Source organism: Paraglaciecola hydrolytica, from assembly GCF_001565895.1.
Taxonomy (GTDB): Bacteria; Pseudomonadota; Gammaproteobacteria; order Enterobacterales; family Alteromonadaceae; genus Paraglaciecola; species Paraglaciecola hydrolytica.
Map to the genome: position 1 here is coordinate 587,112 of NZ_LSNE01000003.1, position 14,023 is coordinate 601,134.

Sequence of the window (14,023 nt, forward strand, 5' to 3'; positions counted from 1 at the left end):
AAATCTGTATACTCACTGACAAGTAATTCATGTTATGTTCTATACATAGAATTTATTGATATATAACTTTATCCAGTGTGAGAACTTTATGCCAACCGCAATACCAACCGTTACCCATTTAAAACAACTTGAAGCCGAAAGTATCCATATTTTTCGTGAGGTCGCGGCAGAGTTTGATAACCCAGTAATGCTCTATTCTGTTGGCAAAGATTCATCAGTATTGTTACACCTAGCGCGTAAAGCCTTTGCGCCGGGTAAAATTCCTTTCCCTTTATTGCATGTTGATACCACTTGGAAATTTCATGAAATGATTACATTTCGTGACTATATGGCCAAAAAACATGATTTGGATTTACTGGTGCATATTAACCAAGACGGCGTAGATATGAATATCAGCCCTTTTGTGCATGGTAGTGCCAAACATACCGATATTATGAAAACAGCGGGCCTGAAACAGGCTCTGAATAAATACAAATTTGATGCTGCTTTTGGTGGTGCACGCCGAGATGAAGAAAAGTCCCGTGCTAAAGAGCGTGTTTATTCGTTTCGTGATGACAACCATCGCTGGGATCCTAAAAACCAACGTCCCGAATTATGGAATATTTATAATTCACAAATTAACAAAGGCGAAAGTATCCGCGTCTTCCCCATGTCAAACTGGACTGAGCTGGATATTTGGCAATATATCTATTTAGAAAACATCGAAATACCTCAACTTTATTTAGCTAAACAGCGCCCAGTGGTTGAACGTGATGGCACCTTGATCATGGTTGATGATGAACGTATGCCCATGCGTCCTGGTGAAGTACCACAAATGCGTTCAGTACGTTTCAGAACCTTAGGCTGTTATCCCTTGACCGGCGCGGTAGAATCCACCGCGGCAACTTTACCTGAAGTTATTCAAGAAATGCTGCTGACTAAAACCTCAGAGCGCCAAGGTCGTGTTATCGATCATGATTCATCAGGTTCGATGGAAAAGAAAAAAATGGAAGGTTATTTCTAATGGCGACCAATATTGTTTGGCACCAACATGAAGTAAACAAAGCCCGCCGGGCTGACGCTAAAAACCAAAAGCCTTGTGTTATTTGGTTAACAGGTTTAAGCGGCTCAGGTAAATCTACCATCGCTAATTTGCTTGAAAAAAAGCTCGCAGAGCATAAACAACACACTTATTTGTTGGATGGCGACAACGTGCGTCATGGCTTATGTGGTGATTTGGGATTCAGTGATAAAGATCGAGTCGAAAATATTCGCCGCATCAGTGAAGTAGCAAAATTATTTGTTGATGCAGGTTTAGTGGTGATCACCGCTTTCATCTCGCCTTTTCAACGTGACCGTGATTACTGCCGTAACTTGTTAAACGAAGGCGAATTTGTTGAAGTATTTGTGAATACTCCACTTGCAGAGTGTGAAAAGCGCGACCCTAAAGGTCTTTACCAAAAAGCCCGCCAGGGCGACATTAAAGATTTCACTGGGATCAATTCACCCTATGAAGCGCCACAAAATCCAGAAGTTGTGCTGGAGTTTAATGGTCAAAGTGCTGAGCAGTCTGCAGATATGCTGTTTAATCTATTAAGCAAAAAGGGATTTTTAAACCATGTTGGATAAGGCATTAGTAGACCAAATTGTTGCTATCAGCCACGCGGCTGGCGACAAGATAATGGAAATTTACCAGCGGGAATTTAGTGTTGCAGAAAAAGGCGATAAGAGCCCACTAACGGAAGCCGACCTTGCCGCTCACCACTGTATAGTCAATGGTTTAAAAAAGCTGTCATCTTTACCTATTTTATCTGAAGAATCAGCCAATATTCCATGGTCAGAGCGCAGTACATGGCAACAATATTGGTTAGTTGATCCCTTAGATGGCACCAAAGAGTTTATTAAAAGAAATGGCGAGTTTACCGTCAACATTGCCTTGATTGATAATGGCAAACCGGTATTTGGTGTGGTTTATGCGCCCGTACTTGAACATACCTATGTGGGTGTTGCCGGTCAAGGTGCTTATAAACTGACTAAAGGCGAACGTCAGGCCATTAGCCCCAAGGCCAAACAAGCAGATGAATCGTGGAAAGTCGTTGGCAGTCGCTCCCATCAAAGCCCTGAAATCCAAACCTTTTTGGATAGCTTAGGTGGTGAAACCGAACTGATTGCCATGGGTAGCTCTTTAAAACTCTGTTTAGTGGCAGAAGGTGAGGCGCATTTATACCCCAGATTAGGCCCAACTTGTGAGTGGGATACGGGTGCAGCCCAAGCCGTAGTTGAAGCCGCTGGAGGTAAAGTCACTGTGGTTAATGAACTAGCAGAAGCCCGCTCTGAGCATGCAAAAGCCCTGCGTTATAATCAGCAAGAATCCGTTTTAAACCCTTATTTTTTAGTGAGTTATTGAATCATGAACAGCGAAAACACCCTCTTACAATCTGATATTTTGGGTTATCTGGATCAACACGAAAAGAAAGACATGTTGCGCTTTTTGACCTGCGGTAGTGTTGATGATGGAAAAAGCACCCTGATTGGTCGCTTATTACATGACTCAAAAATGATTTTTGAAGACCAACTTGCCGCCATTACTAAAGACAGTAAAAAGTCTGGTACCACAGGTGACAAAGTAGACTTGGCGCTATTGGTTGATGGTTTGCAATCTGAGCGTGAACAAGGCATTACCATCGATGTAGCCTATCGTTATTTCTCTACTGAAAAACGTAAATTTATTATTGCGGATACCCCTGGGCATGAGCAATACACCCGCAACATGGTAACGGGAGCTTCAAACTGTGATTTAGCGATTATCTTAGTGGATGCTAGAGCTGGGGTTAAAACCCAAACTCGTCGTCATTCATTTTTAGTGTCGTTGCTGGGCATTAAACACGTCATCGTAGCGGTCAATAAAATGGATTTGATGGACTACAGCGAAAGTGTGTATGAAAAAATCAAAGCCGATTATTTGGAGTTTTCTAAACAGTTAACGATCCCTGATATTCAGTTTATCGCGCTGTCTGCCTTAGATGGTGACAACGTGGTTAATGTCAGTGATAAAACACCTTGGTATCAAGGTGACACACTCATGAGCATGCTCGAAAACATCAAAGTCGCGCACGATTACAACCTCGATGATTTTCGTTTTCCAGTGCAATACGTTAACCGCCCTAACCTTAATTTCAGAGGTTTCGCCGGTACGGTTGTTTCTGGTCAGATTTCAGTGGGTGATAAAATCACTGCCCTGCCCTCTGGCAAACAATCAACGGTTAAGTCGATTGTGAGTTATGAAGGTGAGCAAGAAAGTGTACACACACCACTGACCACCACATTGACTCTGATGGATGAAATTGATATTTCACGTGGCGATATGATTGTTAAGTCTGACAATTTACCACTGCACAGTAATGCATATCGCACTAATCTAGTGTGGATGGCAGAAGAGCCACTGATGCCAAACAAACAATATGGTTTTAAATTTGCCACTAAGTTTGTCCCCGGCAGTGTGACCGATATTGAGTATCAAATTGATGTTAACTCACTAGAGCACAAACCAGCAGTAAGGCTTAACCTCAATGAAATCGCGGTGGGTTCAATTAAGTTAACCCAACCCGTAGCTTGTGATGCCTATACCAAAAATCGCACTACTGGCGCTTTTATCATCATTGATAGATTAACCAATGGCACAGTTGGCGCTGGGATGATAATCGACGTAGCCAAGGAAACTGGCACTGAAAACCAAGGCCAATACTCTGAGTTTGAAATAGAGTTTAATGCCTTAGTTAGAAAACACTTCCCGCATTGGAATGCGACGGATATCAGCAACTTAAAATAAGCTGTTTGGAACAATATGGATCTCAATCAAATTCTGGTAGTTGCGATTTTTGCCAGTACTATACTGGCGCTTATTTTCACCAATAAGCGCCCCGCTTCGATTTTTGCAGTGTCCATGTTATTGCTGGTTGTTTGTCAGCAGCTTAGTGTCAAAGAGATTATTAATAACTTAACCAACCAGGGGCTTATCACCCTGGTGTTGTTATTGTTAGTCAGTAGTGCGGTAGATAAAACCTCTTTTATCAAACGTTTAGGTCGCACCCTGATCACTGCCAACTATGCTCAAAGTTACTGGCGCTTATTTGGTTTAACGTTTTTTTCATCGGCGCTGTTAAATAACACTGCCGTTGTAGCCAGCTTGATAAGCCCTGTAAAACAAAATCAATATCACCCAGCATCTAAACTATTAATTCCGCTATCTTACATCGCCATACTAGGTGGTACAGTGACCTTAATTGGCACATCAACCAACCTGATTGTTGATAGTTTTATGATCGAACATGGTCATGCTGGTTTTAACTTTTGGGACTTTACCCTATACGGTATGGTGGCGGGTTTAAGCTGTGGTCTACTGATTTTTATTCTGTCATCTTGGCTGCCTGATATCGAAAATAAAAATGCCACTTACAACAGCTACTTTATAGAAGCTAAAGTAGCCGAAGACTCAGAGTTAGTCGGTAAAAGCGTAGAAGCCAATCACCTCAGAAACCTACCTGAATTATTTTTGGTAGAGGTAATACGCAATAAAAATTTGATCTCACCTGTGTCGCCAGATCTCATCATAGAGGCCAACGACAAGCTGATTTTTTCAGGTAATGTGCAAAACGTCAGTAGCTTAGGACATATAAAAGGCTTAAACCTGTTTGCCGAATCCAACGGTTTATTACGTGATAACCTCACTGAAGTCATTATTTCTAATCGTGCACAAATCATTGGGCAAAGTCTCAAAGCCATTGGTTTTAGAGCCTTGTTTGATGCCGCTGTGGTGGCCATACGCCGCGATGGCGAAGCCCTCTCAGGAAAATTAGGTGATATTAAACTGCAAGCTGGAGACTTCTTATTACTCGCCACTGGCCCTGACTTTTTAAGTCGCCACAATTTAACCAAAAACTTTTTTGTATTATCAGAACAAAAAATGCCGGCCAAATTAAGCCTCTCGCAAGAAGTCATTACTTTGGGTGGATTTTTAGTAGTCGTGGCGCTAGCCGCCATGTCATTAGTCCCTTTGGCTACCGGCCTGATCTTTTTTATGGCCATACTGGTGGCCGTTGGTGTAAGCAGTAACAGCGAAATTAAAAGCAATATTCCGCTTAATTTAATCCTCGTAATTGTAGGCGCACTCAGTCTAGCGACAGGCCTAGAAAATACCGGAGTAATCACCAATCTAACTTCTCTATTTGCCCCCTATGTCGAACACGTTAGTCCCTTTGCCGCCTTAGTAGTAGTGTACTTACTTACCTTAGTACTTACTGAGGTAGTCACTAATAACGCCGCCGCGGCGTTGATGTTTCCCTTTGCCTATGGCATCGCTCAAGTATTAAATGTTGATTTAATGCCCTTTGCCTTAGCAGTGGCTTTTGCTGCCAGTGCCAGCTTTATTTCTCCCTATGGCTATCAAACCAATTTGTTGGTTTTTAGCGCGGTAAACTACAAATTAATACATTTCTTAAAAATCGGCTTGCCGGTATCTATTTGTTATTCGAGCATAGTATTGGTATTGCTTAAACTGACTTATCCGCTTTAAAGCGGATAAGTGGTTCGCCTCACAGGGCAACAAACCGTGCCTAGTGACCTGTTGTTAAGGGATTTTAATAAAGGTTAACATTAACTTAGCGCCATCCCAAGCTCACCATTTTGCCTGACCACAACATGTTCAGCGTGTACTTTAAGTTCTTGAGTAATCTTGACCGCATTAACTTTTTCACGTTAATCGCCGTAATGTAAGTAATACCAACTCCATTAAATAAATGTACACTCAGGAGAATTTAAAAGCACATAATCAAGGCGCTTGAATGAAGTCATAGTGGCGCTCTTTCGAGCAACGCTGAGTATGTGCTTTTAAAACTCGCCCAAAGGGAACGAGCCAGCGGATAAGGCTCTGCGTTCTCGCTATTTAAAAGGGTAAGGCCATTCCTGCATAGCGACGCCTTGTTCCTTAACGCAGGACGCGTTCTAAGTGCCTATTTGTTTAATGGAATTGGTATAATAAACTCATGCACTTACATCCTCTCCAAAAGTAATAATAAGTTGATATAGAAATTTCCATTACGTTTTCAATAAATTAGGCATCATACAAAACCAACTTTGTCACACTTTTGCCACACTCCAGTCACCAAATTGTCTTATTTTTCTACTAGATTGGCCGTTCAAAAAATTTAATAAAAAGGAACATGCCATGAATACATTTAAATTATCTCTACTGGGATTATCGACTGCGTTAGTTTTAACTGCCTGTGGCGATGGTAAAGATGGTGCCAACGGCAATGATGGCTTAGCAGGAGCAAACGGCAGTAACGGCGCTAACGGTTTAACCAGCTTAGTTATGCAAAGTCAATTAGCTACCGGCCATGCCAGTTGCTGGTTAGGTGGTGTGCAAATCGATTCAGGTATTGATATTAATGCTAATGGCAGTTTAGACAGTGCAGAGGTCACCGCGACTTCTTATGTCTGTAACCCAAGTAATTTTGCTAGTAGCGGCGTGAGCTTGCCCTATTCAGTATTGCGTAATGATTTAGAAAATGGTGCCATCCCAGGTTCGACTTTTGAGATCCGCAATGGTGGTTTTGGCTCAGATATGGATGGTCATCCTACTAATCCTATGCAGTTTTATGCCATTACCGATCGCGGCCCCAATGCTAACTTTAGTGGTGAGCTGGGTGCTGGAAAAATGTTCCCTACTCCCGATTATGTGCCACGCATAGGTTTGTTTGAAATCCAAGCCACTGGCGATATCAAGTTGGTTAAAACCATTTTATTAAAAGATCGTGATGGTAACACTATCACCGGTTTACCTAATCAGGCTGCTTTAGGTGGCACGGGTGAAATACCTTATGACGCCGCGGGTGAGGTTATCCGTATCGATCCCAGTCAGCCCTATGACGCTGTTACCAACCCAATAAAATTAGATGACTATGGCCTAGATTCAGAAGGTTTGGTGGCAATGAGTGATGGTACGTTTTGGGTAAGTGATGAATATGGCCCCCATATCGTGCATTACAGCGCGGAGGGTGTTGAGTTACAACGCATTAATGCGTTTGCCGCCGATACTCGTAATCTGCATACCCTACCGGCTGAATTTGCTAACCGTTGGGCTAACCGTGGCATGGAAGGTTTAACCATTACGCCTGATGAAACGACATTAGTAGGTATCATGCAATCGAGCTTAGATAATCCTTCGAGTAACCGTACTGATCTGACCCGCATAGTGACAGTGAATATTGCGACAGGTGCTATGTCTCAGTATCTGTATAAACAAGAGAAAGGCAGTAATTCAAACTCTGCCATCAAAGCACTAAGCGCTACGAGCTTTTTGGTATTGGAGCGTGACGGAGCCTTTTTTAATAGCACTCCAACCGCTATGAAACACGTATATAAAATTGATATTAATACTGCAACCGATTTAGAAAGTGTCGCGGCTGTAGGTGAAGTTGAACAAAATAGCGCGATTGGTTTAACCATAGGCGGCCTGTCTTTAGAGCAAATCGTAAAAACTAATGCTGTTGGCAGCAATACCGCTGCAGGTTGGGAAATCCTAGCTAACAATGGCATTACTCCTGCGAATAAAACCTCTTTAGTAGTGAATATGGTCAATGAAGTATCTTACCCCCACGACAAAATGGAAGGTTTGTGGATACTCGATAACCACCGTTTAGCGGTGATCAATGATGATGATTTTGCAACTTGGTCAACTAACGACGTACTTGAGCAAAAGTATTTGGACGACACTCAAAGCCGCATCGACAGCAATACCTTATACATAATTGATGGTTTGGATTTAACTCCTACGCAATAACCATTGCCCATGAAAACGAAGGAGCCTCACTCTGGGGCTCCTTATCCTCAAGACATCCCATTTTTTTGTTAATAAGCCATTTCTTTATTGACCACTAACCATAAGCTTTACCCCTTACGATTGGAATTGCGGCCAGATTGCAAAGCGACTCAACCCCTAGTGCTTAGCCTATTAAATGCATAAATACCCATACAACCTAAAGATGCGAGTTTCGGATGATTTGGGTGTACATACAAATCAAGATAAGTGATAGCAGCCAACAACGATGCAGTTTCAAGGGTGAAGGGTATATGTTAGGCTTTGCGCCTTTGCAGTAAGGCAGTTAACAAGAGGTTAAATGAAAGTTTTTTTAGCATTGTTCATAGTAGTGATAGCAGGTAGTTTGTTGTGGTTTGGTAAACTGGCTGATGATTCTGTGGCTGATGTTCCAACCCAGACAATAAATACTCCTGCTATATCTCGTCAGCAAATTTTACATGCCACTGATTTGGTTGCTGGCATTAAACAAGCTGTCGCGCAAAGTGATGATGCGACCATCAATAGTTGGTTACACAAGGCGCTTGAACTCGCTAAAACTGCCGAGCTAGCGCAAGACGATATTGAGTATTTGCAATCCGCTGCCGCTAAAAAATATGTGGTATTTCATGCTAAACGCAGCTTGTTTAATGATAAGTTTGAAAAAGCATATTATGCAGTTGAAGATACTGAGCCTTTGAAAATTGAATATCCTGAAGCTCAAGATCTGTTTGATAAAGCGGATCAACTGGTGATGGCCAGAAACAAGTTAATTCAACAAATCGCCGCTGAACTCGCCAACGGCAAGGCCGTTAATGATGAATATTTAAGCCAAGCTAAATTGCTATGGCAACAGCGTTTTGTTGAACCAACTTCACCAAATCTGTAGGAGTCGACGTTCTAGTTTCTAGTTTCTAGTTTCTAGTTTCTAGTTAGACGCTGTTTTAGAAGAATCAGCCACAGCAGTATTAATTTCTAACATTTCATCTTCGGTTAAATCACGCCATTGGCCGGATTTTAAACCAGCCAAGCGGATAGACATGATGCGTGTACGTTTAAGTTTTACAACTTCGTAATCGAGGTATTCACACATGCGCCGGATTTGACGGTTTAAGCCCTGAGTTAATACCATTCTGAACACCATTTTACTTTGCATAGTCACCACACAAGGTTTGGTCACGGTATTCAAGATCGGCACGCCCGAGGCCATTTTTTTAATGAAATGCTCGGTTAGAGGTCTGTTTACTTCGACCACATATTCTTTGTCGTGAGCGTTTTCGGCACGTAGGATTTTATTTACTATGTCGCCATCACTGGTTAATAAAATCAAGCCTTCAGAGGGTTTATCTAAACGCCCAATCGGGAAGATGCGTTCGTTGTGACCTATGGCATCAATGATATTGCCTTCAATATGACGCTCGGTAGTACAGGTGATACCAATCGGTTTGTTATAGGCAATATACACTCTATCAGATTTGTTTTCGGCACTGGCGGCGATAGGATTGCCGTCTACTTCAACCTTGTCACCCACTTGTACTTTAGTGCCGAGTTCAGGCCTGAGTCCATTGATGGTTACCCTACCCTGCTCGATTAGTTTGTCGGCTTCGCGGCGTGAACAAAAGCCAGATTCACCGATAAACTTATTAAGCCTTGTACCTTCAGGGGCATTCATTTAGCCGTACTCTTAGTTACATTCATCATTTAGGCAAACAAACCTTGTACACGAGCTAACAAGCCAATTTCTGCCGGTTTCAGTGGGCCACAAGCTATCCATTGTTTTAATAGCTCGTCTGCAGATTCTAGATGACCATCTTGGAGTTTTTGTGCCATCAAGCGCATTTGAATGGTTTGGCGCTGCTGCGTATCAGATGAAGGTGAATCTTGATTGCTGACAATTTCTAAAGTGATCGTCAATGCGTGACGATTATCCTCTGTTGCTTGTGTTTGAAACGCTTGCTGCCAAGCATTAGGTAAATGGTTTACCGAAGTAGGCAAACTATCTGCAGCTTGCCATTGCTCTAAGGTACTGAATATCAGTTCATATTGCTGTTTGCTGTGCGCCGACTCAAGGTTAAGTTCACGACTTTTTAACGAGTCTTCAAGGCTGGATAATTGTCTGGCAAAAGTACTGCGCTCTTTGTCTGCAAGCTCGTTATAAGCTTCCATAATGGCAGCTCTAAAGGCCGCTGCAGTATCTAATCCAGCTTTATCTCGGGCTTGTTCTATTGCCTGTTTCATTTGTTTAAGTAAGTCTTTTACTTTGTCTGTTTGCTCGTTCAGGCTTTGTTTAAGCTGTGCTTGCTGCTCCTGACGTTTGGCAAATACATCGTCACTGACCTGACGAAACTTAGGCCACAATTCGGCCTCGGCTTTTTTACCGGCATGTTCGATGGTTTTCCACTGAACTTGCAGTTTTTTAAGCTGCTCAATGGCAGCATCCAAACTATCTAACTCCAGACATTTTTGCGCTTTAACCAACAATGCGGTTTTTTGCTCAGCGTTGGCTTGATAAAAATCGTTGATTTTTTGTTTTAGGGGTACGATCGCTTTCAGGTATTGCTCGTTTAGCTCATTACGCAACTTAAACTCCACTTCACCGACTTTGCGCCATCGATCTTGTAAAGTACGAAATTGTTTAGCAAGCACACCCACAGCCTCACTACCTTGGTTTAGCTCATTTAGCTGAGTCAAAATAGCTTGTTTATCGACTAGGTTTTGTTCACGTTGTTTTTGTTGCACATCATAGTGAGCGCGACACGGTGCAAAGGCTTTTTCAATAGTTTCATCAAAGGCTTGATTTAAAGCGCGATCCGACTCGCTATCAATCACCCCTAAACTACTCCATTGCTGACGCAAGTTTTTAACCGCAGTAGCTTGCTGTTCTACGCTTAAAGGTGAGGCAACTAAAGCTTCAGCTTCGGCTAATAATGCGGGTTTACGTGGAGCGGCAATATATTCTTGCCAGTCCTGTAGGTTTTCAATTTGTTGTTTAACTTGTTGGTAGCTTTTTTCCAACAAACCTTGTTGTTTTTCCGGCAAATTGCCATACCAAGCTGTTACTTTGGTATACAGGTCCATTGCCAGACGGAAACGTCCCTGCACAATCAACGCATCAATCGCACGTAACTTGTTACGACAACGATTCAAGTCTTGTGTGATTTGACCGTTTAGTGCTTTTAAGGCGGTTTGCCAACCAGTGATAAGTTGCTGCCATGGTTGACGAATATCAGTCGGTAAATTTTGACTAAATGCTTGGGTGGTATTGCGCCACTGGGCTTTTACTTCACGTAAATATTGCTCAGCAGCGTCGATTTGGCTAACGTCACTTGGCAAACTCAAAGCAGTCAGTTGCTCGATTAACCCGCGGCACTCTTCCATACATTGGCCAAAAGCAGGTAAATTAAGCAAGGTTTGTTGGCAGTTAGCAATGCGCTCTGCCATCACAATCAAACCCTGACGTTCTTTACGGTGAACCTCACCCAAACTGGTTAATTGCTTTTGGATGTTGGCATAAGCCCCGGCCAATAACACCTCTTCATCAGCCAGTGATGGTAAATTTAGTTCCGCCATGGGTTTATTAAGCTGTGTCTCAACGTGCGAGACGACTTGTTCGCTATCTTGCAACAGTTTATTAAGCTCCTGTTGCACGGCTAAGTGTTGCTGCTCGGCTTGCCACTGAGGGGCCAAACTATCAATGGATTTTTGTACTTTATTATTGAGCTCTAGCCACTTAGCACTAAACTCTTGTTGTTTGGCCACCGGCAAACATGCAAACTGTTGCTCTAATAGCTGATACTGGCTGCTAAGTTGTTGCTGCTGAGTTTGAATATGACCTAGCTCGTTACTGTCTTTTAAGGCGAGTAAACGGGATAACAACATGCGAGTGTCTTTTTCGACAGTGATAGGCAGTTGCTGTTGTTGTTGCCAATTTTGTAATAAGTCGCTGGCCTGTTGTTTAAGTAGCGCTGACTCACTCTTTTTGAGTAATTTATTGATCAATTTATGGCTAGCTGGCTCATCGTTAAGCCCAGTTAACAGAGCCATTTGTAATTCAGCGTTAGTTGATTCCAGAATGATTTTTTCGTTTATCTGCTGTTTTGCCAGCTTTTTTAATACACTTTGTGTCAAGGCAGCATCAAGCTGTACCCAGGGCAACATGACCAGTTTTTCTAATAAACGCTGATCCTTACACTGGCTGATAAAATTGCGTTTTTCTTTTTCGCTCAGACTTTGGTCTGCCTCATCAAACAGTTGCTTTTCAACCACTTGCACAGCTTTTTTAACTACTCTTTCGTCTTTGCCGGTGGTTGACATTTTGTACCACAAAGCAAAACTGTCTAGCCTATGTAAGGCTGCCAAGCTGACATTAACATCTGGATCATTAAAAGCCAGTTCATGCAGTATGGTCTTTTCAGCATTGAGATCTCTATCTAGCTGAGCAATGGCCTTAATACGTACCTGAGGTTTGGGGTCGAGATGTTTGGAACGAAAAAAACGACTAAATATCATCCTGTTTAAACCGCGCTATTGTTTGATTATCGAAAGATTGTTGGGCTGACTCTTGTTTTAACTCTCGTTGTAAAGTGTCACGACTTTTATGCACAATTTCACCGTTTTCACCAATAGTCATGTGCTGATCAGGCTTAAGTACTTTGGCCTGATAAACCATTACTGCTTGTAAACACGTGGATTTTTGTGCCTCGGTTAGCGGCGCACCGTCTAACCACTTACCTGTTTCTACCGCTTCACGCAGTTTTTCGTAGACTGGTGCAGACATGTTCTGCAATAGCATTTCAAGCTTCATCTTAGCGCTTGGCTCACTTTGATTTTTTCAAAAATATCAAACGTATACGATTGACTATATACCAGACAAAACCGACAACTGCCACGCCAAACGCCGCTTTAAATTGCAACTCTTCGGGGGTAACACCACCCCAATACATAAAACCAAATCCACCAACAAACAACAACATGGCCAACATCGATTGATTTTGGATATTTTGCTTTTTTAGATAGATTTTTAGTGAATTTTTGCGAGCAATATCTTCAGGATCAGCGGTACCAATAGCAAAGTCACAATATTGACAAGTCGCCGCCTTGTCGGAGATTTTTTTGCCACACGCTGGGCAATCGATTAACGCCATTATTCTACTCCAAAAACCTCATTAAACTGTTTGTGTGAGGCTAAACATCTTAAAAATAAGCGCAACCGATGCTGCGCTTTTAGTGAATTTAGGTTTGCTTATTTATGCTCTTTATCAAATCTTTCCCAATACTCTTTGACCGAATCTTTCATTTCTTTTCTGAGTAAAAAGATACCAAACAAGTTAGGTAAGGTCATGACCACTATCGCGACTGCTGACAAGGCCCAAACTAAGGTAGTATCAGAAACGGCAGCCCAAACAAAACCCGCTACATAAACCACTCGATAAGGCATGACTGAACGCGGCCCTAACAAATAGGTCATGGCTCTATCACCATAATAAGACCAAGCGATAGCCGTAGAAAAAGCAAACAATAACAAACCGATGGAAACAATGTATTTACCCGATTCACCAAATAAACCACGAGTAAACGCCAGTGCAGTTAAACTCGCTGAGTGAACCAACGAATAACCAGTGACATTAATATTATCTTTAAGCAGTTTTCCATCTACTACTTTAAGTGTGCCAGTATATTTGTCGTCTGGGTCACCTACCGTAAAGGTTACATCATCGGCCAGTGAACGGGCGTTAATGATAGTAAAACCACTGCTCACTGCTTGGCCGTTTACCACTTGAATCTCACCGTTGAATTCCTCAACTTTGCTTTCATCTAAACCATTTAAATAGGCATAAAGCTGCTGTTTATCACTAGCGCTTGATTCGAGGTAGGCGCCGGCTACGATGTCCATATCTGAGCGATCAAAGGTATTTAAGTGTTTTTCTTGCCATACACCAGAGGATAAAATCACTAAACCGGTTAAAGTACAGATAATGATAGTATCGATAAAAGGCTCAAGGATAGACACCATACCTTCTGAAACTGGCTCGTCGGTTTTAGCCGCCGCGTGAGCGATAGGCGCTGAACCCTGACCTGCTTCGTTAGAAAACAAACCACGGTTTACCCCTCGGTTGAAAGCATAAGCAATAGTGGCGCCTAAAAATCCGCCAGTGGCAGCCGAGCCGGTAAATACATCTGATAATACCG

General features: G+C 42.4%; 12 protein-coding genes. 7 read left to right on the forward strand and 5 right to left on the reverse strand.

From position 1 onward, the window contains the following. The first annotated feature begins 88 nt into the window (after positions 1 to 88). From cysD to AX660_RS05160, 7 genes are all read left to right on the forward strand, one after another. Positions 89 to 1,003, forward strand: a complete 915-nt coding sequence (cysD, locus tag AX660_RS05130) for a sulfate adenylyltransferase subunit CysD (protein WP_068373474.1) — start codon at positions 89 to 91, stop codon at positions 1,001 to 1,003. Next, on the forward strand, positions 1,003 to 1,608 hold the full coding sequence (cysC, locus tag AX660_RS05135; protein ID WP_068373477.1) for an adenylyl-sulfate kinase: 606 nt from the start codon (positions 1,003 to 1,005) through the stop codon (positions 1,606 to 1,608). Before cysD ends, cysC begins: the two co-directional genes overlap by 1 nt. Then, positions 1,598 to 2,386, forward strand: a complete 789-nt coding sequence (cysQ, locus tag AX660_RS05140) for a 3'(2'),5'-bisphosphate nucleotidase CysQ (RefSeq protein ID WP_068373480.1) — start codon at positions 1,598 to 1,600, stop codon at positions 2,384 to 2,386. The genes cysC and cysQ overlap by 11 nt, the downstream gene beginning before the upstream one ends. 3 nt (positions 2,387 to 2,389) lie before the next feature. Then, the gene (gene cysN, locus AX660_RS05145) at positions 2,390 to 3,808 is read left to right on the forward strand and encodes a sulfate adenylyltransferase subunit CysN (RefSeq protein ID WP_068373484.1); all 1,419 of its coding nucleotides are present in this window, start codon (positions 2,390 to 2,392) and stop codon (positions 3,806 to 3,808) included. A gap of 15 nt (positions 3,809 to 3,823) precedes the next feature. Continuing rightward, positions 3,824 to 5,551, forward strand: a complete 1,728-nt coding sequence (locus AX660_RS05150) for an SLC13 family permease (protein ID WP_068373487.1) — start codon at positions 3,824 to 3,826, stop codon at positions 5,549 to 5,551. Between the two features lie 651 nt (positions 5,552 to 6,202). Then, complete coding sequence (locus AX660_RS05155) at positions 6,203 to 7,819, forward strand: esterase-like activity of phytase family protein (RefSeq protein ID WP_068373489.1); 1,617 nt, start codon at positions 6,203 to 6,205, stop codon at positions 7,817 to 7,819. Positions 7,820 to 8,156: 337 nt separating this feature from the next. Then, complete coding sequence (locus AX660_RS05160; protein ID WP_068373492.1) at positions 8,157 to 8,723, forward strand: hypothetical protein; 567 nt, start codon at positions 8,157 to 8,159, stop codon at positions 8,721 to 8,723. A 39-nt stretch (positions 8,724 to 8,762) separates the two neighbouring features. On the opposite strand, the gene rluF is transcribed toward AX660_RS05160, so the two are convergent. The 5 genes from rluF to AX660_RS05185 all read right to left on the reverse strand — a co-directional run. Continuing rightward, positions 8,763 to 9,506, reverse strand: a complete 744-nt coding sequence (gene rluF, locus AX660_RS05165) for a 23S rRNA pseudouridine(2604) synthase RluF (protein WP_068373495.1) — start codon at positions 9,504 to 9,506, stop codon at positions 8,763 to 8,765. Between the two features lie 29 nt (positions 9,507 to 9,535). Further along, complete coding sequence (locus tag AX660_RS05170) at positions 9,536 to 12,343, reverse strand: DUF349 domain-containing protein (RefSeq protein ID WP_068373498.1); 2,808 nt, start codon at positions 12,341 to 12,343, stop codon at positions 9,536 to 9,538. Beyond that, positions 12,333 to 12,638: a YeaC family protein gene (locus AX660_RS05175; RefSeq protein WP_068373501.1), complete on the reverse strand. Its 306-nt coding sequence runs from the start codon at positions 12,636 to 12,638 to the stop codon at positions 12,333 to 12,335. The genes AX660_RS05170 and AX660_RS05175 overlap by 11 nt, the downstream gene beginning before the upstream one ends. Positions 12,639 to 12,651: 13 nt before the next feature. Beyond that, entirely contained in the window at positions 12,652 to 12,978 is a 327-nt protein-coding gene (locus tag AX660_RS05180) for a zinc ribbon domain-containing protein (protein ID WP_068373504.1), read from the reverse strand. 98 nt (positions 12,979 to 13,076) lie between these two features. Next, on the reverse strand, positions 13,077 to 14,023 hold a 947-nt coding region (locus tag AX660_RS05185; protein WP_201027405.1), incomplete at its 5' end, for an alanine:cation symporter family protein.

Bases quoted from the DNA above. Each gene is read 5' to 3' on its own strand.
- cysN (WP_068373484.1), top strand. From the start codon at position 2,390: ATGAACAGCGAAAACACCCTCTTACAATCTGATATTTTGGGTTATCTG.
- cysD (WP_068373474.1), top strand. From the start codon at position 89: ATGCCAACCGCAATACCAACCGTTACCCATTTAAAACAACTTGAAGCC.
- AX660_RS05180 (WP_068373504.1), bottom strand. From the start codon at position 12,978: ATGGCGTTAATCGATTGCCCAGCGTGTGGCAAAAAAATCTCCGACAAG.
- AX660_RS05170 (WP_068373498.1), bottom strand. From the start codon at position 12,343: ATGATATTTAGTCGTTTTTTTCGTTCCAAACATCTCGACCCCAAACCT.
- AX660_RS05155 (WP_068373489.1), top strand. From the start codon at position 6,203: ATGAATACATTTAAATTATCTCTACTGGGATTATCGACTGCGTTAGTT.
- AX660_RS05150 (WP_068373487.1), top strand. From the start codon at position 3,824: ATGGATCTCAATCAAATTCTGGTAGTTGCGATTTTTGCCAGTACTATA.
- cysC (WP_068373477.1), top strand. From the start codon at position 1,003: ATGGCGACCAATATTGTTTGGCACCAACATGAAGTAAACAAAGCCCGC.
- rluF (WP_068373495.1), bottom strand. From the start codon at position 9,506: ATGAATGCCCCTGAAGGTACAAGGCTTAATAAGTTTATCGGTGAATCT.
- cysQ (WP_068373480.1), top strand. From the start codon at position 1,598: ATGTTGGATAAGGCATTAGTAGACCAAATTGTTGCTATCAGCCACGCG.
- AX660_RS05160 (WP_068373492.1), top strand. From the start codon at position 8,157: ATGAAAGTTTTTTTAGCATTGTTCATAGTAGTGATAGCAGGTAGTTTG.
- AX660_RS05175 (WP_068373501.1), bottom strand. From the start codon at position 12,638: ATGAAGCTTGAAATGCTATTGCAGAACATGTCTGCACCAGTCTACGAA.